17 protein-coding genes are annotated in these 19,824 nt (G+C 39.8%); 1 reads left to right on the plus strand and 16 read right to left on the minus strand.

Going from position 1 to position 19,824, the window contains the following annotated elements; translation table 11 throughout:
- Positions 1-266: 266 nt before the first annotated feature.
- The 16 genes from mqnC to HNQ41_RS04235 form a co-directional block, all read right to left on the minus strand.
- Complete coding sequence (gene mqnC, locus HNQ41_RS04160) at positions 267-1,373, minus strand: cyclic dehypoxanthinyl futalosine synthase (protein ID WP_184663167.1); 1,107 nt, start codon at positions 1,371-1,373, stop codon at positions 267-269.
- 120 nt (positions 1,374-1,493) lie between these two features.
- The gene (gene dnaI, locus HNQ41_RS04165; RefSeq protein ID WP_184663168.1) at positions 1,494-2,435 is read right to left on the minus strand and encodes a primosomal protein DnaI; all 942 of its coding nucleotides are present in this window, start codon (positions 2,433-2,435) and stop codon (positions 1,494-1,496) included.
- Between the two features lies 1 nt (position 2,436).
- Positions 2,437-3,876, minus strand: a complete 1,440-nt coding sequence (locus tag HNQ41_RS04170) for a replication initiation and membrane attachment family protein (RefSeq protein ID WP_184663169.1) — start codon at positions 3,874-3,876, stop codon at positions 2,437-2,439.
- Between the two features lie 121 nt (positions 3,877-3,997).
- Positions 3,998-4,465 (minus strand): transcriptional regulator NrdR, encoded by a 468-nt coding sequence (gene nrdR, locus HNQ41_RS04175; RefSeq protein ID WP_184663319.1) that lies wholly within the window; start codon positions 4,463-4,465, stop codon positions 3,998-4,000.
- A 44-nt stretch (positions 4,466-4,509) separates the two neighbouring features.
- The gene (locus HNQ41_RS04180; RefSeq protein ID WP_184663170.1) at positions 4,510-4,917 is read right to left on the minus strand and encodes a DUF1499 domain-containing protein; all 408 of its coding nucleotides are present in this window, start codon (positions 4,915-4,917) and stop codon (positions 4,510-4,512) included.
- Between the two features lie 185 nt (positions 4,918-5,102).
- Entirely contained in the window at positions 5,103-6,149 is a 1,047-nt protein-coding gene (gene gap, locus HNQ41_RS04185; protein ID WP_184663171.1) for a type I glyceraldehyde-3-phosphate dehydrogenase, read from the minus strand.
- Between the two features lie 199 nt (positions 6,150-6,348).
- On the minus strand, positions 6,349-6,942 hold the full coding sequence (gene coaE, locus HNQ41_RS04190) for a dephospho-CoA kinase (protein ID WP_184663172.1): 594 nt from the start codon (positions 6,940-6,942) through the stop codon (positions 6,349-6,351).
- A gap of 15 nt (positions 6,943-6,957) precedes the next feature.
- A complete protein-coding gene (ytaF, locus tag HNQ41_RS04195) occupies positions 6,958-7,614 on the minus strand; it encodes a sporulation membrane protein YtaF (protein ID WP_281393966.1) in 657 nt (218 codons plus the stop codon).
- An 89-nt stretch (positions 7,615-7,703) separates the two neighbouring features.
- Positions 7,704-8,531, minus strand: coding sequence for a DNA-formamidopyrimidine glycosylase (gene mutM, locus HNQ41_RS04200; RefSeq protein ID WP_184663174.1), 828 nt, complete (start codon positions 8,529-8,531; stop codon positions 7,704-7,706).
- A gap of 32 nt (positions 8,532-8,563) precedes the next feature.
- Positions 8,564-11,191 (minus strand): DNA polymerase I, encoded by a 2,628-nt coding sequence (gene polA / locus HNQ41_RS04205; protein WP_184663175.1) that lies wholly within the window; start codon positions 11,189-11,191, stop codon positions 8,564-8,566.
- A gap of 66 nt (positions 11,192-11,257) precedes the next feature.
- Complete coding sequence (gene pnpS, locus HNQ41_RS04210) at positions 11,258-13,042, minus strand: two-component system histidine kinase PnpS (RefSeq protein WP_184663176.1); 1,785 nt, start codon at positions 13,040-13,042, stop codon at positions 11,258-11,260.
- Positions 13,035-13,754, minus strand: coding sequence for a response regulator transcription factor (locus HNQ41_RS04215; protein WP_184663177.1), 720 nt, complete (start codon positions 13,752-13,754; stop codon positions 13,035-13,037). Before HNQ41_RS04215 ends, pnpS begins: the two co-directional genes overlap by 8 nt.
- A gap of 324 nt (positions 13,755-14,078) precedes the next feature.
- A complete protein-coding gene (gene mdh, locus HNQ41_RS04220; RefSeq protein ID WP_184663178.1) occupies positions 14,079-15,020 on the minus strand; it encodes a malate dehydrogenase in 942 nt (313 codons plus the stop codon).
- 71 nt (positions 15,021-15,091) lie between these two features.
- Positions 15,092-16,360: an NADP-dependent isocitrate dehydrogenase gene (gene icd / locus HNQ41_RS04225; RefSeq protein ID WP_184663179.1), complete on the minus strand. Its 1,269-nt coding sequence runs from the start codon at positions 16,358-16,360 to the stop codon at positions 15,092-15,094.
- 115 nt (positions 16,361-16,475) lie between these two features.
- Positions 16,476-17,591 carry a citrate synthase gene (gene citZ, locus HNQ41_RS04230; protein WP_184663180.1) on the minus strand — a complete coding sequence of 372 codons (1,116 nt, stop codon included), beginning with the start codon at positions 17,589-17,591 and terminating at the stop codon, positions 16,476-16,478.
- A 407-nt stretch (positions 17,592-17,998) separates the two neighbouring features.
- On the minus strand, positions 17,999-18,475 hold the full coding sequence (locus HNQ41_RS04235; RefSeq protein ID WP_184663181.1) for a DUF441 domain-containing protein: 477 nt from the start codon (positions 18,473-18,475) through the stop codon (positions 17,999-18,001).
- Between the two features lie 194 nt (positions 18,476-18,669).
- Here HNQ41_RS04235 and ytvI point away from each other — a divergent pair, with 194 nt between their 5' ends.
- On the plus strand, positions 18,670-19,788 hold the full coding sequence (ytvI, locus tag HNQ41_RS04240; protein ID WP_184663182.1) for a sporulation integral membrane protein YtvI: 1,119 nt from the start codon (positions 18,670-18,672) through the stop codon (positions 19,786-19,788).
- Positions 19,789-19,824: the final 36 nt, after the last annotated feature.

Below are 19,824 nucleotides of genomic sequence, written 5' to 3' on the forward strand. Positions count from 1 at the left end.
GCAAGTAGAAGCGCTTTTTGCTTCTATTGACGAGGCGAAGCGACCTCGAGCCGATGGCACCTTTAGCTAGACACTAAGAAAAGCGAAGGGTGCCTGGCAATCGGCGACTAGCGCTGGAGGCTCGGCAAGTAGAAGCGCTTTTTGCTTCTATTGACGAGGCGAAGCGACCTCGAGCCGATGGCACCTTTAGCTAGACACTAAGAAAAGCGAAGGGTGCCTGACACAAAAAAAGGCCGACGCATGTCGACCTCCTTTAACTTTTAACCCTAATTTTGCATAACAAAATCTTTATCTACGTTTTCTTCTTGGTCAAACACATGGAGTGTGTTGTATTTTGTATCGCGTTGCGCAGGAATTTTACCAGCCTCGCGAATTAAACGTAAAATTAAGTTCGTATTTACTTTATGCGTTGCACCAGCAGCAGACACAACATTTTCCTCCATCATCGTACTACCGAAGTCATTACAGCCGAACGATAATGAACGCTTACCTGTTTCTGCTCCCATTGTCACCCATGATGACTGGAAGTTTGGAATATTATCTAAAAAGATACGCGCAATCGCTAAGTTTTTCAGATAACCTTCTGGTGTGATTTTCTCACCCTTCATGTTTGTATTATCAGGTTGGAACGTCCAAGGGATAAAGGCTAAGAAACACTCCGCTTCGTCTTGAGCATCTCTTACACGCTGTAAGTGTAAAGCTCGTTCTTCATATGTTTCTCCAAAACCGATTACCATTGTTGCTGTTCCGTGCATACCTACTTTTCTCACCATTTTCATACATTCGATCCACTCTTGCCATGACCCTTTCATACGACTAATTTTCTTTCTCGTACGATCGTCAAGAATTTCTGCTCCGCCACCTGGAACAGAATCAAGCCCTGCTTCTTTTAATTCTGTTAGCACTTCTTCTAAAGAAAGCCCGGATACTTCAACCATCTTCCAGATTTCCGCTGGAGAGAATGAATGCATCGTAATATCAAAACGTTTTTTGATTTCTTTTAATAGATTCGTATAATAGCTCAGCGGTAAGTCAGGGTGTGTTCCACCCTGCATCAAGATTTCTGTACCGCCGACATCCTTTGTTTCTAGGACCTTTTGAAAGATTTCTTCGTTATCTAAAACATACCCTTCCTCATGGCCAGGTGGGCGATAAAACGCACAGAAACGACAGTACGTATCACAAAGGTTCGAGTAGTTGACATTTCGACCGATAACAAATGTCGTGACCGGTTCTGGGTGCCAACGTTTCATGATTTCATTAGCGACGGAACCGATTTTTTCGACTTCATCACTTTCATAAAGTTGTACAGCATCTTCTACGGATAGACGTTCTCCTTGAAGTGCTCGATGTAAGATATGATCAACACTCATCCTGTTTCCCCCATCTTTTACAATATTTTCCTTATTTCTACTCTTTTACCTCTTCGGTTCGCTTTTCCTATCGTAACATACATTTCTTTCGTTCGCTGTTATTTAAAATCGTTTCCTAAGCTAATTATTTTTCCTACGATTTTCACCATTTAAATAGATCGGCTCATGGTTATAACGGATCCTTTCCATAATCCGTTTTGCTTTCAATTCTTCAACCCTTTCAACATTTCCTTTTTGCGTGTACATTAAATGAGCTTCCAATTCATCGAAATCATAGTTGGATGTAAATAATGTCGGTAACTTTTCCATCATACGGTATTGTAATAGCGAACCTAACACTTCATCACGCAACCAACTGGAGAGGTTTTCAGCACCGATATCATCTAAAATCAGTACAGGAACCGATTTTACAGCTTCTAACTTTTCTTGGTATGAACCGTCAGAAATCCCTTGCTTGATCTCTCGGAAAAAGTCTGGAGTGTAGACGAGCATCGTCTCAATATCCCGTTCCGCTAGAAGGTTTGCTATCGCCCCCATCATATACGTTTTTCCAACACCAAACTTCCCATAAAAGTAAAGACCTTGGCCGTCATTTCCTGGGTCAGCTGTGTGTGCAAATTCAAGAGCTTTCGCTTTTGCTCTCAATTTCGACGTGTCATCTTCATCAACATTCGAAAACGTCGCCTCAACGATCTCCTTCGGTATATACAGGCTTTTGATCATATTTTGCTGTTGGTGTTTTTGATCGTCTTGACGTTTTAAAACACAAGGTTGATAGCCAATACGAATATCACCGAAATCAGAACTTACAACAGGTTGATATCCTTGCATCATATTAGGGCAGTCCTCTAATCCCGGGCAATGATCACAATGATTCCGCTCTTTGTTATACTGATCAAATTCATTTAAATGTTTCTTCACGATCTCCTCTGTAATGATTGAATCATCATTAATCAGCTTTTGTATCCGTTCACTTGCTAACAATTCAGCTTCTTTTTTTTGCAGCCGTTTTTGAAACGCACCATCTTTCCACCCTTTGAGTTGGTCGGAAATAGAATCCATCTTAATCCTCCTTCTTTGCCGGATGTTCGTATTGCTTCATAAGCTTTTCTATCGTTTCTTTCGCTTCTTCGACTTCCTTGTCATCTTGTTGTTGAACGTTTCCTTCTTCTTCCTCTTCGGTAAGCCATTTCGGAAGCTTTTCTTTACGAACATTTCCTTTTTCAGAAGCTGATTTTGAAAAGCTACTGGTTGATGTTTCACTTTTCGCCTGTTTCCATTGCTTTCTTGCATCGTATTCTTCTTGAGCGATTTTCATCGCTTCATCTACAGTCTCAACTTTTTTCCGCTTCCAATGCCCTGCGATTTTATCGACAAAAGCTTGCGTTAATTTTTGATTGTTGACCATGAGTACATAATCAACAAGCACGTTTACAACACCAGGGGGTAATCGGTAATCAAGAAGTAAGTGTTCTACAATTTTCGCATCTTGAGGTGGTACTTTAGCTCCTCCACTTCTTGCTTCTAGCATCGTCAAGGGAGGGGTTGTTTCATAAAATAAAACCATCTTTTCAAGTTCAGTTTCAGCTTTATTTTCACTCATCGTTCGTAAATGGTCAGGTTGAACACGCATCCCTAACGTAGGGGGTTCATTTCCGTACAAAGCTCGATACCTTAGTTGTACTTGTTTGCGTAGTTTTTCAATGTTTAGCTTTTCATCATGCAATAACGCTTCTTGGACGGCACGACTCATCTCAATCGGAGAAAGTTGATAAACGAAAGCTAGTCGATGTACCCATGTTTTTACGTCATCACGGTCGATTTGCTCTTGATCAACAAATGCTGGTAAATGATGAAGTAAGGCTTGAAAATCAAAGTCGGCACCTTCAACTTGAAACGACGTATCATGATCATTTCGACCGGTAAATGACATTGTTTCGTTGGAATGGAGAACCTCCCTTGTCTCTGGATGATTGGAGGCAACCATTTCCGTCGGTTTCAATGATGTAAACACTTCATCAAATGACCTTGTTACTCGTTCGATTGCTTCATCGTCTTTAGGTAATGGGGTTAAGCCAAAACGATCCCTTATTGAGCGGTATGTTGTTTTTCCAAGACGGTTATATAAAAACACACTGAGTACATCATCTTGAAAAAAACGATCTGGAGACATGGGTGGGTACAATTCGTACATGTAAACCGATTCCCCGTCTTCCTCCCGTCGGTACGTTTCAAGCAACCCAACTGCCTCGAGTTTTTTACGCTCTTGAAATAACTCATCTAAAGGACGACCCGTCATGATCATTAACATTTTGTGTGTTTTTAGCGACGAATCCGATCCATCATGAGAAGCTTCATGACGAAATGTTAAGTAGAGACTTAAGGCAACTGCACCTATCAACGGTTGGTACAGCAACGTCAATACTTGGTCATCCGTTTCATGCAAACGATCACGTGTATAAATTTCGTATTTATCAATCGGAAGCAATTCTTTCCAATGCATAAGCGTCCCCTCAACTTTGGAAATTTGAAACACGACATGTTCAAAATATTCTATAAGAAAATCATGCTAAAAGTAGAAAAATGAGCTTAAAGTGATTGGAACTTAAGCTCATTTTATCAAGCTATTCGTTTTGATCTGCCTTCTTTAAAAGATCTTTTAATTCATCAACAAATACATTGATGTCTTTAAATTGTCGATATACCGACGCAAAACGCACATATGCAACATCATCGATATGGGCGAGCTTTTCCATCACACATTCACCGATATCAGGGCTTTGGATTTCCGAACGTTCGCTATTTCGCATATCTTTTTCGACATCGTCGACAATACTTTCTAATTGTTCTAGTGGAACGGGTCTCTTTTCACAGGCACGAATCAGTCCTCGCAATACTTTTTCCCGACTAAATTCTTCACGGTTCCCATCTTTTTTCACAACAATCAAAGGGGTTTTTTCAACTCGTTCAAAAGTTGTGAACCTAAACTGACATTGATCACACTCTCTACGTCGACGTGTTGCCTTTCCTTCATCACTTGGGCGTGAGTCGAGAACGCGCGAACCTTGATATTGGCAGTTCGGACATTTCATATTGATCATCTCCAACAAGAAAGCTCCAATTTCTTCAATTGATATTACTTCGCTAATTCATCTCCGAGGCCTGTCCCCACAAATGTAAGCCTTTGATTTAATTCTTCGTATAATCCATATATCAAACGACGGCTTGACCCAAAATCAGTAAATAACATCGTTTCCGATGCAACTGAAAAGTCTACAGACGTTCGAAATGGCCGGACCATTATAATTGTAACGACGATGAACGCCGGTTTTCCTTTTGTACGCTTCACGATCATTTCACCATGCTCTTCGGACACAGAGCGAATTTCAAATCCTTCTTTTTCTGAAAAAAAGTTTTCTAACTCTCGAAATGTTTTGTCTTTCGTCATTTTATAATAATGAGACTGTAGTGCTTGGTCATGATTTTTTTCAGATGTTTCAGTCTGTTTACTAAAGAAACGCTTGAGTGATTGAATGATCCCCATACCTTTTCACCTCGCCTATTCTATTTATAGAATAGCAGGAAATAAATTGTGAATCAATCACAGATCCTTTCTACCATGGTGACCTTTTCCTTTAAGATCAGAAAAAAGAGAGGACGTCATATCCCCTCTTTCCATAATTATATTTAGTTTTTGAATTTAACGTTTAAGATATACGATTATTTCCTCTATACGATCGATCGGTCATTTTCTGAAATTTCGTTTAATGCTGAAGAGCCCATCGATTCAATCATATGACTTGCCATATCTACAACGCGGCAAGCGTATCCGTATTCGTTATCGTACCAAGCAATTAGTTGAATCTTATGATCTCCAATGACTTGCGTTGATAAACCATCTATGATTGCTGACGATGGATGCCCGTTATAATCTACAGACACTAGTGGGCTATCGCTGTAGGATATGACTGATTGTTTACTAGACTTTGAAGCTTGTTGGAACAAGCGATTCACTTCTTCGGCAGTCACAGACTTTTTCACATCAACGACGACATCAACGAGCGACACATTTGGCGTTGGTACACGAAGAGCAATCCCATTCATTTTTCCTTCAAGAGAAGGTAATACTTTCGATAGCGCCTCTGCTGCACCTGTTGATGTTGGAATAATCGATTGTTGGCACCCTCTCGCTCTTCTTAAATCTTTATGAGGATTATCATTTGTATTTTGGTCATTTGTATATGAGTGTACAGTCGTCATGATCCCTGCATCTACACCTAACTGTTCATCAACCACTTGCATAACTGGTGCCAAGCAATTCGTCGTACATGACGCATTTGAAACAACATGGTGCTTAGTAGGATCAAAATCATCGTGATTGACACCATAAACAAATGTTTCATCTACTTTTTTCCCAGGTGCGGTAATCAATACTTTCTTTGCACCCGCTTCCAAGTGTCTCGCAGCTTCTTCACGTTTTCGGAAAGCCCCTGTAGCTTCGATGACAAGTTCAACCCCTAGATCTTGCCAAGGCAACTTTTCAGGTTGACGCTCTGAACAAACGTTTATTTTTTGACCGTCAATAATGAGTGCATCCTCTGTCCAATCGACGTTTCCTTGATACGTACCATGAACTGTATCATATTGAAATAAATGCGCTAGTGTATCTGTAGGATAGGAAGCGTTAATCGCCGTCACCGAAATATCCCGTTCAATCATCGCCTTTCTTAAAACTAACCGACCAATTCGTCCAAAACCATTAATCGCTACGTTCATCGTCCCACCCCTTAACCATTTATGTTATACTTTTTATTATTTACTGAAATTAGTATAACACATTTTACGTTTGATGACACCAATTGTTTCCAATATTTATCTAGTTTTTTGTTTATTTTCACTTCTTTCTTGTCCGCCCCATTATAAGTAGATATGCGAACAAAAAGAAAAGTTGACGTAAAAATTACGCCAACTTTCTTTATTTCACTTTCCATTTTGTTAAAATCGTCTCAAGTTGTTTTTTCGTCTCTTCTTTCGTTCCGTGATTGACAATGACTTCATCAGCAAGCGCTCTTTTTTCAGCTAATGGCATTTGAGATTCAACCCTTTGCGTTGCTTCTTCAATTCCGAAGCCATCCCGTTTTTGTAGCCGTTCCAATTGTACATGTTGATCAACGTAAACGAGTAACACTTTGTCAACGAGCTCCGTCAGTTGGCTCTCGATTAAAAGAGGGACATCAAGGATAACCGTCTCCATCCCTCTTTGTAAGTAATCATTTAACCGCTCTTTCATACGTTTTCGAACGGCTGGATGAACAATCGCATTTAATTTCTGCCTTTTTTCTTCATTTGCAAAGACGAGCCTTCCGAGCGCTTGACGATCGATTGTTCCATCATGTTGCAAAATATCCTCGCCGAATGTTTTCACAATTTCATTATAAGCGTCCTCATCAGGTTCGACGACTTCTCGAGCAATCAAGTCTGCATCTATAACCGGAAGCCCTCGTTCTTTGCAAAAACTTGAAACGGTGCTTTTTCCACTAGCAATTCCGCCTGTTAATCCTATGATCATGATATCACCTGCGTCTTATAGTAAAATTTCCCATAACCCTAGTGTAATAAGTAAAACACCTGGTAAAAACTTTAGTTTTGACATCCATTTGTTATCCGAGAACCGATATCCGCTTTTCATACCTAAAAAGAGAAAAAAACCACACATAAGACCAACTGTCACAGCCATCATGATTGGAGAGTAACCCATTAATGCTGCACCTAAACCAGCTCCGAATGCATCCATTGACAAAGCAAGACCTAAAAGAAAAGCTTCTCGACCTGTTATCGTCCCTGAGTCATCTAGGTCTGCTACCATTGGTTTGCGTAGCACACGAATCATGACACCGATCACCTTGATTTCTAATGTGAAAAGGACATCATCTTTTTTATCTTTTTTACTTTTCCGTTCACGCTTTGCTGGACGGTACGTTTGATAAAGTGCCCAAGCACCAATTAATACTAAAATCACGCCCCCGATTGATTCTGCTACCTCCGGTGACATAAACGCGGAGATCACATTTCCGATCGTCATCGCAAGTAAAACAGTCAATGCCGAGCAAGAGGCGATAAAGAGCAGCGAAGCTCTAGGTAACTTCATTTTTCTTAATCCGTACGTTAATCCGACGCCAAAGCTGTCTAAGCTGACGGCAAAGGACAGCATGATAAGTGAAAACAACTCGATCATCGGCATGAGCTCCTTTTTACTATCATTGGATACGATAGTATATGGTTAAAGCCCATCCAACGTACGTTTCAAAAATTAATTTATTTTGAGAATATCTACTTATGTTGACAATTAGGACATACGTGTGTTCCTCGCCCAGCGACGACTGACTTTTCTATCGGTGTTTCACAATTTTTACAAGCTTCACTAGCGCGACCGTAAACGAATAGTTGTTGTTGAAACATGCCCATTTCTCCTTGGCCATTAACATACGATTTCACTGAGGAGCCACCAAGTTCAATGGCATGGGAGAGTGTAGAAATGATCGCTTCACGCAATTTTTCAACCTCTGTTTTTGTGATATGACTGGCTGTTCTCTCTGGATGTATCCCCGCTTGAAACAATGCTTCATCAACGTAAATGTTACCTAAACCAGTGACAACCGTCTGATCAAGTAAGGTCGCTTTAATATTTCTTTTCGTATTTTGTAAACGTTGATAAAAAGCATCGACCGTAAACGTATCCGAAAAGGGTTCAGGACCAAGATCCGATAAGGGACGATAATCCTCTTCAGTACCCTTAGAAAATACATGCATTGTGCCAAATTTTCGCACATCGCGATAACGAAGGTCCAAATCGCCATCTAGATGAAAGCAGACGTGCGTATGTTTGTCAAAAGGCTCACTAGCTTCATATACGCCGTAACGCCCTTCCATTCGTAAGTGTGAAACGATCGTCACATCGTCAAGGTGAAACTTTAAAAACTTCCCCCGGCGTGCGACCTCACGAAATGTCTGCCCTTCAATGAGTTGAGCAAATTCATGAATATCGTCTGGACGTTTAATCATTTTCGGCCACCGTACCGTGACACGTTCGATGTTGTGACCTAAAACTAACGATTCCAAAGTCTTTTTGACTGTTTCAACTTCAGGTAATTCCGGCATTATTCGTCGTTCCTTTCGTGGTCCCTTTAAAGCTATTTAGCATCGTACCATGAAAAGCCGTATGCAACATCAACGAGTAAAGGTACATCGATCTCAATTGCTTGTTCCATGACTTCAGGGACGATCTTACTCATCGTTTCTAGCTCGTTTTCAGGTACTTCGAAAATTAATTCGTCATGCACTTGTAACAACATTTTCGATGACAATTGTTCTTCTTCTAACCGGTCTGAAATTTGTAACATAGCTTTTTTAATAATATCTGCAGCGGAACCTTGGATTGGTGTGTTCATTGCTGTTCGTTCTGCAAAACTTCGTTTGTTAAAATTACGACTCGTAATGTCAGGTAAATAGCGACGACGGTTCAACATCGTTGTCACATAACCATTTTCTCGTGCTTTTTCTACGATATCATCCATGTATGCTTTTACGCCTGGAAAACTTTCAAAATAACGATCGATAAATGACTTCGCCTCTTTTCGCGTAATTCCTAAGTTTTGCGATAATCCATAATCGCTAATTCCATAGACGATACCGAAGTTGACGGCTTTAGCTGTACGTCTCATGTCTCCTGTTACCTCTTCTTCAGTAACATCAAAGACATCCATCGCCGTTTTTGTATGAATATCCATATCATTTTTGAAAGCATGAAGTAACCTTTCGTCTTGGCAAATGTGCGCGAGTACACGCAGTTCAATTTGCGAATAATCGGCCGCAAAAATGTAAGCACCTTTTTGATCTGGCACAAACGCACGACGAATTTTTCTTCCTTCTTCTAAACGGACAGGAATGTTCTGCAAATTCGGTTCAACCGAACTCAACCTCCCTGTTTGGGTCAACGCTTGTTGGAAAATCGTATGAATTTTATTTTTATTCGGATGAACGACTTTTAAAAGTCCTTCAATGTACGTAGAATTCAACTTCCCAAGTTGACGATAATGTAATATTTTCTCGACAATTTCGTGTTCATCACGCAATTTTTCTAAAACATCAGCGGATGTAGAGTAACCGGTTTTGGTTTTCTTAATAACTGGAAGTTCAAGGCGTTCAAATAAAATCACTCCGAGTTGCTTCGGTGAATTAATGTTAAACGGTTCTCCTGCTAAAGCATGGATCTCTTGTTCGATCTCTGCTAATGATTTCGTAAGAGATTCTCCCATTTGTTTTAGTTCATCGACATCTACACGTACGCCATTCATTTCCATTTTCCCGAGAATCACCGAAAGCGGCATTTCTAAATCGAAAAATAACTCTTTCATGTTTAGATCTGTCAATTCTTGGCTCATCTGCTCGTACATGCGGTAGACAACGGAAGCTTTACGAATCAGGTGCTCAGCCAATGTTTCTTGGTCAGGGATTTGCTGCTTTGCTCCTTTTCCGTAGATTGCTTCATCAGAAGGAAGTTGAACACTCCCTTTCCGTTTAGCGATATCAGCTAATTCGTGGGAACTAACCGATGGATCAAGTAAATAAGAGGCAAGCTGCATATCAAACGTGACACCGCGTAAATCAATGCCGTGCCATCCGAGGGCGACAACTGCTCGTTTTGAAGAAAATACCCACTTTTGTTTCGATTCATCTTTTGCCCAGTTTTTGAATACTTCACTTTGTAAAGCAACGTCTGTAGGAATAAATCCATATTGGTCTTCATGATAGATGGAAATGCCAACAATCTCTGTATCATGATAATTTTCATCCATCACTTCAACGACGAGCGCACACGATGAAGAAAGTAAATCTTCATCGATCTCATCGATCACATTGACTTCTAATTCCTCAAAATCATCGGTTTCATTTGATGCTTCGATGCCCAATTGATCGAGAAGGGATGAAAACTCAAGTTCCTTGAACAGCGAAATCACCTGATCTTCATCTTGTTCTCCAAGTTGATAATCGCTTAACTGCTCATCGATCGGTACGTCTGTTTTGATGGTGGCTAATTGTTTACTCATAAATGCTTGCTCACGGTTGTCGTGAAGTTTCTCTTTCATTTTCTTCCCTGATACTGAATCGAGATCTTCATACACACCTTCTAAAGAACCAAACTGTTTCAATAGTTTTAACGCTGTTTTCTCACCGACACCTGGAACACCAGGGATATTGTCGGAGCTATCACCCATGAGCCCTTTCATATCAATAATCTTACTTGGCTCAAAACCATATGTTTCATCGATTGCCTTCACATCATATGTATCAACATTGGTTATTCCCTTTCGTGTTAACGCAACGTCAACGTTGTTACTAACAAGTTGCAATAAATCCTTATCACCTGAATATACTTTTACTTCCCAATCATCACTCTGCGCTCGTTTGGCAATTGTCCCGATAATATCATCGGCTTCATAATTTTCCGCTTCGTAGCGAGCAATTTTCAGTGTATCAAGCACTTCACGGATAACAGGTAGCTGTTCTGAAAGTTCTGGTGGCGTTTTCTCTCGCCCGCCTTTGTACTCCGTGTATGTTTCGTGCCTGAATGTTGTTTTCCCTGCGTCAAAGGCGACAAGAACATGTGTCGGCTTTTCCTCTTGTAAAACTTTTAAAAGCATTGTTGTAAATCCATAAACAGCATTGGTATAAATACCTTTATCATTATTCAATAAAGGAAGGGCAAAAAATGCCCGGAAAGCTATACTGTTTCCGTCTATTAAGACGAGTTTTTTCACAAATATCCACCTCGTTTATTATAATCTATTTATTGTAGCATGAAGTGCTGCTATTGACATTTATTCTTACTCACATTCACCCTCAAGTTGGCGCTTTTTATGGAAAAAGATTTTAAATGATGTGCCACCACCGACTTCACTTTCTACTTCAATATGAGCACCGTGGGCTTCCACTAGGTGCTTTACGATCGCAAGGCCTAGCCCTGTTCCACCAGAATTCCGACTTCGCGCCCGATCAACACGATAAAATCGCTCAAATACACGTGGGATTTCCGATTGATTCATGCCAATACCGGTATCTTCAACCACTAGGACCACTTGCTCTCCCTGTTCATTGACTCGAATCCAAACGTCGCCCCCTTCATGTGTGTACATTAAGCTATTGTTTACTAAGTTGATGATAATTTGTTTCAAACGTGACGCATCAGCTTCAAGCGTAGCGTTTGCATGTACGTGTTTATGGATCGTAATTTGCTTATTTTCAGCACGCTCTTCTAGCATCGTTAATACATCATCGATTACTGGCTCAAGATTCGTTTGTTGCCACCGAAGCTGAAAACGATTTTGTTCAATTCTCGATAGCTCAAGCAAATCATCAATCAAATTCTCTAGTCGCTGTGATTCTTTCGATATGATTGTTAAAAATTGTTTGCGCGTCTTTTCATCATCCATTGCCCCGGACAACAGTGTTTCTGTAAAACCTTTTAATGACGTAACGGGCGTCTTTAATTCATGAGAGACATTTGCAACAAAATCTTTTCTCGTTTGTTCCAATTTCTTCAATTCCGTTATATCATGAAAAACAAGCACAATACCTTTCAATTTACCGTTATTACTAATGATTGGTGCGCCATAAACGTCAAAATGGTGAATTTCAATATGCACCGGCAATTGAATTTGTTTCTGACTTCTTTCCTCTGTTAAAAATACATTCTGGATCATTTTATTGACTTCTTTATGGTCAATTACTTTGTAATATAATTGATTGAGCCAACGACTTGTATCTTCTTGAAATATATCATCGCACGTTTTATTGACGATTGTAATATCACCTTTCGCGTTAATCAGCAAAACGCCACTCTCCAAATTTTCAATGAGCGTTTCCATATTTTCCTGCTGAATTTGATACGTTTTTGTTATTTGCAAAAGATTTTTCGCAAGTGTATTTAACGATCTGTTTAATTCTCCGACCAAATCACCTTTCCCTTCATTCGAACGGACCTTAAAATTCCCTCGGGCTAACTGCTTTGCCGACTTAATCGCATCTTCTAAAGGAGCTGTTAACTGATTTGTTACTTTCACTGTTAATACAAGAATGACGACAAACGCCATTGCAAAACTTCCAATGATTAGCGTCCATATACTTTGGTAAACTCTACTTACTTCATCGACCTCAATACCAAGGGTAATATAACCAATTTCAGTGTCACCATCTTCTAATGGTAGCGCATGATAAAGTAGTTCGTCATTCATCAAATCACTGACCTGAGCCCCGTCCGCTTCTGTTGTTTCAATCATTGATTGTAAATCTAGCTGTTCATCAAAGTGGTCAATTTCATCAAAGGATTTTAACGAATCAGCAATGACTTCCCCTTGTTGATCGAAAACGGTTAAACGAACATCCAATTTGTCCGCTAACGTTTGTATATAATCTTGGGTCGCTCTCTCGTCATTTACGTCTTGTTCTATAAGGTTCATGGCCACAAGGTTCGTTTCCATTTCCAATCGTTCACTCACCTGGTCTAAATGAAGGTCTTGAAAAAGTTGCCCCAAGATTACGCCTAGGCTTCCTAATACAAGGAACACAATAAGTGACAACGGTAAAAGGAAACTTCGACGAATTTTATTCATATGCTGGCGGCTCCTCTAATTTATAGCCTAATCCGCGAACAGTCTTAATATAAACAGGTTTCTTTGTATTCGGTTCTATTTTTTCACGTAAATGGCTAATGTGGACATCTACAATACGCGTATCACCTGCAAATTCATAATTCCACACTGCATTTAACAATTGATCGCGTGTAAGAACTTTCCCTTTATAGTGCACTAAATATAAGAGCAATTCGAATTCCTTCGGTGTTAATTCTAACGCTTTTCCATGTAGGTATACTTCATAATTTTCCGGGAAAATTTTCACATCACCAATTTGTAATTGTGCATCATGTTCACGTTGCGTTTGTTTTTTCTCCTGTAAATCACTTGTTCGTCGAAAGATAGCTTTTGTTCTCGCAAGAACTTCTCTAGGACTAAATGGCTTTGTCATATAGTCATCCGCCCCTAACTCAAGACCTAACACTTTATCAAATTCATCATCTTTCGCAGTTAGCATTAAGATCGGTGTATGAATTTGATTTTGACGAAGTTGTCTACACACTTCAAGTCCATCCATTTTGGGGAGCATCAAATCAAGAACGATCAAGTCATATGCTGTTTGTTTCGCTTCTTGAAGAGCAGCTTCTCCGTCCATGGACACCGTCACTGTAAAACCCGCTTGTTCAAGGTTATATTGTAATAAGGTAACAATCGATTCTTCATCATCGACTACAAGTATATTTCGACTCATGGCCAAGCCTCCTGTAAACTGAACCTTCAAGCTAACTTTTTAAAGTGCGAAGGCCTTCTTTATAACAATGTATCTTTTCACTTCTTATCTTACATCATTTTTTACCGTTCACAAAGACGAGACCCTAAGATCTAGACAATGAGAAACAAAAAAACTGCTGCGCGAAGGCAACAGTAAGTACAAACTTTTCTTTAAAACTAAATTTTAAAAAGGAGGAATTAGGTTCCACCTTGTATTAACAATGTTCATTTGTTCATTGTAAAAATGAAGGGGACCACCTCCAAATACATCAAGACATTGGAAATGATCCCTTTTCTTCAGATATTATGATTTGATAAGCCCCATTACCTCACGGACGGAATCTGCTGATTTTTCTAAATCGGCTTTTTCCTCAAGCGTTAAATCCAATTCAAGTACTTTTTCAATACCGTTTCCACCTAAAATCGTAGGCACACCTAAGTATAGATCATTGAATCCATACTCTCCTTCGAGGTAAGCAATCGATGGTAAAATTCGTTTTTTATCTTTTAAAATCGCTTCAGTCATTTCTACTAGTGAAGCGGCCGGTGCATAATAAGCACTTCCGTTACCTAGCAAGTTGACGATTTCACCGCCGCCTTTTCTCGTACGCTCAATGATTTCATCAAGTCGCTCTTTATCAATGAGCTTCTCGAGTGGAATACCACCTGCATACGAATAACGAATTAACGGTACCATATCATCACCGTGTCCACCAAGAACAAAGCCGTTAACGTCTTCTACGGAAACGCCTAGTTCTTGAGCTACGAACGTTCTAAACCTTGCCGTATCAAGAACACCAGATTGACCGATGACACGGTTCTTTTCAAAACCTGATTGTTTATAAACGGTATAAGTCATTGTATCAGCTGGGTTCGTCAACACGAGAATCATACAGTTTGGGGAATAACGAACAACTTGGTCCGTTACTTGTTTCATAATTTTCACATTCGTATTTACGAGGTCATCGCGGCTCATTCCAGGTTTACGTGGGATTCCTGCAGTAATGATAACGATATCCGAATCTTTCGTATCTTCATAGTTTTTTGTTCCTACAACATTGACATCTACACCTTGGACAGGCGTTGACTCTAGCATATCTAGAGCTTTCCCTTTAGTAGGCCCTTCCATATCTGGTACATCAACGAGTACAACATCAGCTAACTCTTTTTGTGCCGTCATTAAAGCTGTTGTTGCCCCCGTAAACCCTCCACCAATCACAGACACTTTTCTTCGTTTAATTGCCATACAATCTTGCACCCCTTTCAAGTATATTTTGATACTGTGAACACAAGACGAGGCTATTATCGAATGAAAGTTTACAGATTTTTAATGAGTGCATCACCAAATTCTGAACATTTCACTTCAGTTGCACCGTCCATAAGACGAGCGAAATCGTAAGTGACAACTTTGCTACCGATCGTTTTGTCCATCGAGTTTTCAATAAGATCAGCAGCTTCTCCCCAACCAAGGTGACGTAACATAAGAACACCAGAAAGGAGAACAGAGGATGGGTTCACTTTGTCTTGACCAGCATATTTTGGTGCAGTACCGTGTGTTGCTTCAAAGATTGCATGCCCTGAAGCATAATTAATATTTGCACCTGGTGCGATACCAATTCCACCGACTTGAGCAGCTAATGCATCAGAAATATAATCACCGTTTAGGTTCATTGTAGCTACGACGTCAAATTCTTTCGGACGTGTAAGAATTTGTTGCAAGAAAATATCAGCGATGGCATCTTTAACAATGATTTTACCAGCTGCTACTGCTTCATCTTGCGCTTTATTTGCTGCTTCTTTACCGTCGCGTTCAACGATCTCATCATATTCTTGCCATGTAAACGTGCGATCTGCATATTCATTATGGGCAACATCATAGCCCCATTGTTTAAAGGCACCTTCCGTAAACTTCATAATATTTCCTTTATGAACAAGCGTTACACTTTCTCTTCCTTCATCAAGTGCGTATTCAATCGCTGCACGAACGAGACGCTCTGTTCCTTCTTTAGATACTGGCTTAACGCCAATTCCTGATGTTTCAGGGAAGCGAATTTTGTCAGCACCCATTTCATTTTGTAAGAAGTCGGTCAATTTCTTCGCTTCTGGTGTTCCTTCTTCGTATTCAATTCCCGCGTATATATCTTCGGAGTTCTCACGGAAAATAACCATATCTGTATCTTGTGGTCTTTTTACTGGGGAAGGAACGCCTTCAAACCAACGAACAGGACGAAGGCAAGTATATAAGTCAAGTTCTTGGCGAAGTGCAACGTTTAGTGAGCGAATTCCACCACCTACTGGTGTCGTTAGAGGTCCTTTGATTGCAATGATATAATCACGAATCGTATCTAACGTTTCTTGCGGCAACCATTCACCTGTTTGTTGGTGAGCTTTCTCTCCCGCAAGAATCTCTTTCCACTCAATTTTCTTTTCACCGTTGTATGCTTTCTCTACCGCCGCTTCAATAACTCGAGATGAGGCTTTCCAAATGTCCGATCCGATGCCATCCCCTTCAATATAAGGAATGATTGCATGGTTCGGAACATGTAAATGTCCTTGATCCACTGTAATTCGTTCTGCTGTTGACATGACAATAACCTCCTAATATGTACTTTTAAGGAAGGGAGCGAAGAAAGAGAGCCTATGACTCCCTTCCTCAATTTTAAATATTCGACATTTTGTCAAAAATTCCTGCTTTTTTTTATTATCGCTCATTAATTGGAACATATTTTTGGTCTGCAGGACCTACATATTCAGCACGCGGACGGATGAGTCGATTATTTTCATATTGTTCGAGAATGTGAGCAATCCAACCTGATACACGACTTACCGCAAAAATTGGTGTGAAGATGTCGTGATCGATACCGAGACTATGATAAACAGAAGCGGAATAGAAATCCACATTTGGCAACAATCCCTTCTGCTCGGTCACGATCTCTTCGATACGAACACTCATATCATACCATTTCTTTTCACCGGTAATTTGTGTTAATTGTTTAGACATTTCACGTAAATGTTTTGCTCGTGGGTCACCATTCTTATAAACTCGGTGTCCGAATCCCATGATTTTCACTTTGTTATCTAGCGCATTCTGAATATACTCGTCAACATATTGTTCTTCACCAATATCTGCGAGCATCTTCATGACTTGCTCATTAGCACCACCGTGTAATGGACCTTTTAGTGCACCGATCGCTGCAGTAACACCGGAATAAATATCTGATAGCGTTGCTACACATACACGCGACGTAAATGTCGATGCATTCAATTCATGGTCCGCATGTAAAACGAGTGCCTTGTTAAAGGCGTCAATCGATATGTCATCTGGTTCCTCACCATTTAACATGTAAAGGAAGTTTGCCGCAAAGCCTAAATCATTTCTCGGCTCAATCGGCTCTTTCCCAGCGCGTACCCGCGCAAAGGCAGTTACAATCGTTGGTAATTGTGCTTGCAAACGAATCGCTTTGCGACGGTTTGCTTCTTCAGAAGAATCATCTGCTTCACTATCAAATAAAGCAAGTGTTGACGTCGCTGTACGAAGGGCAGCCATTGGATGAACTTCGTCAATCGCATACGATTTAAATTGATCAATAATCGCTTGTGGGATTTTCGCGTTTTCTGCCAACTCTTTCTTCAAGCTCGTCAATTCTTTTTCAGTAGGAAGGCGATTGTTCCAAAGCAAAAAGACAACTTCTTCAAAACTGGCGTGTTCTGCTAAATCGTCGATATTGTACCCATTATACCTTAATACACCGTCGATAATTGAACTAACACTTGATGTCGTTGCAACGACACCCTCTAATCCTTTTGTAGCACTCATACCAACCACTCCTTTGCAAAAGTTTACCCTATTGGATGAACAAACGCTCATTCATCCTCCGTTCAAAAACCTCTTCTTTCACTCAACATCATCTAGAACTAAATCACTAACTGTTCGCCATCCTTCCAAGAAAAACTTCAAAAACAAATGTATGCTTATTCGTTTAAAAATGAACTTTATAAGTACGAAAGAATGGCATTTTATCCCTTTTACCATGTAACCGTTTTCGAAAGAAGGTTTTCGAACTTTTCTTTCTGGGCGTTCTCTATCAATTACATTATAACGACTTGAGGCAATTTTGTGAATGAAAAAATTTAAAATCAAGTAAAAATTCACATTTATCTGACTTTTAAACAAACAAAAAAATGGAATGAATATAGGGCTGGTCCGCTCATTTCGGCACAGCCTTATCCTCCCATTGATGTAAAAATTTCTGCAATTCTCATTGCGAGGTAAGCAATTCCCGCACCAATTAATGGACCTACCGCAACACCATTGAATAATGCAACGGCTAAAATCGTCCCGAATACAAGAGCAGTCGTAATGTGCGGGTCTGTCTTTAATAAATCAATGCCGTGAGAAGCAATCACCGCCACGAAAATTCCTGACAACAATGCAACCCAAGCATAAGATGACTTTAAAGCTTCTGTTAACTGCTTAAAACCAATTTCTCCTGTAACAATCGGCACTAATACCGCAACCGTTATGATCGTAACGCCAATTTGTATTCCTTTATCTTGAATAAACGGGAATGCTTTATCCCCGATACCTAACCACTTTATAACCAGTAAAGACAATACAGCTATAATAAGCGCTTGGTTTTTCGCTACAAGTCCAACGGCCAATAAAATCAACATAAATAAAGTCGGTTGTGTAAGTGTCATGGTGCACGCCCTTTCTTTCAGTTTTCAATTTCATTGCGACAGAAAACGCCTGCCTTAGAAAAACAAATCAGCTTTAACTAACTGAGCTTCCTCTTTTGAAAAAAGGTTGTTCAAATGATTTAGATCAAATGTATGTCATTAACATTTCGTGCATATAGTTGTACAACCATGGATTAAAGAAACGAGGGTCAAATATGAAAGCTCGGAATCATGTTATGATTTGGCTTCGAATCGTCTATGTATTACTTGCTGTTACTGGATTTTTTGTTGGAGTTTGGTTGCTCTTTCCTTATACATATCCTTTTTTCATCGCATTTTTCATTGCGTTTGTCACTGTTCCATTTGTCAACATCCTCGCAAATCGATTTCAATGGCCTCGTTGGTTGGCCGTATTATTTGTACTTGCGATGATTTCGATTTTTCTTTTTGGGATATTATCTGTTATCATTGCTGAACTGATCTCTGGATCTCTTTATTTAGCAAGAACACTTCCTAGTCATATCCAACAATTCATTCACTTAGCTGAACAATGGATAAGCCATACGGCTGTCCCGATTTACGAACGGTTCACTTCACTATTTCAGTCGTTAAATGTCGAACAACAACAAACAATTCTCTCCTCCCTTGATTCAATTATTAATCAAGTTGGTGAAACAACGTCGATATTATTAAACCAAGTTTTACAACAAATTTCAGATTTTCTAATGAATATCCCAGATTTCGCAACAGCGATCGTTTTTTCTCTTCTCGCCACGTTTTTTATTGCGAAAGATTGGCCTCGATTCATGCGCTTATACGTGCAGTGGGTGCCAAGTCAAATACAAAATTATATACGTTCCTTAATTTCAGACATGAAAGGTGCTGTCGTAGGGTACATCTTTGCACAAATCACTTTAGTATCAGCGACAGCTGTCATCGTATTAATTGGTCTCATTATCCTTGATGTGGATTATGCTTTAACGATCGCTTTCTTTACTGCTATTGTTGACTTTATTCCTTACTTAGGAACAGGGCTCATTTTTATCCCTTGGTTAATTTATACTTTTTTTACAGAACAATGGACGCTGGCCATTGGGTTATCTGTTTTATATGCGGTTGTGATTTTACAAAGACAGTTTATGGAACCAAAAGTACTATCAAAAAACATCGGTGTTGAACCTCTTGCGCTATTATTTGCTTTATTTGTCTCCTATAAACTGTTTGGTTTTTTAGGACTTGTAATTGGTCCAATTGCACTTGTGGTCATACAATCAATTATTCAAACAGGTCTATTTCGTGATCTTCGTCAATTCATTATTGGGTCACAAAAGTAAGCAGGTCTATGAAAACGACCTGCTTGCACTTTTAAG

The organism is Texcoconibacillus texcoconensis (genome assembly GCF_014202575.1).
Classification (GTDB): Bacteria; Bacillota; Bacilli; order Bacillales; family Salisediminibacteriaceae; genus Texcoconibacillus; species Texcoconibacillus texcoconensis.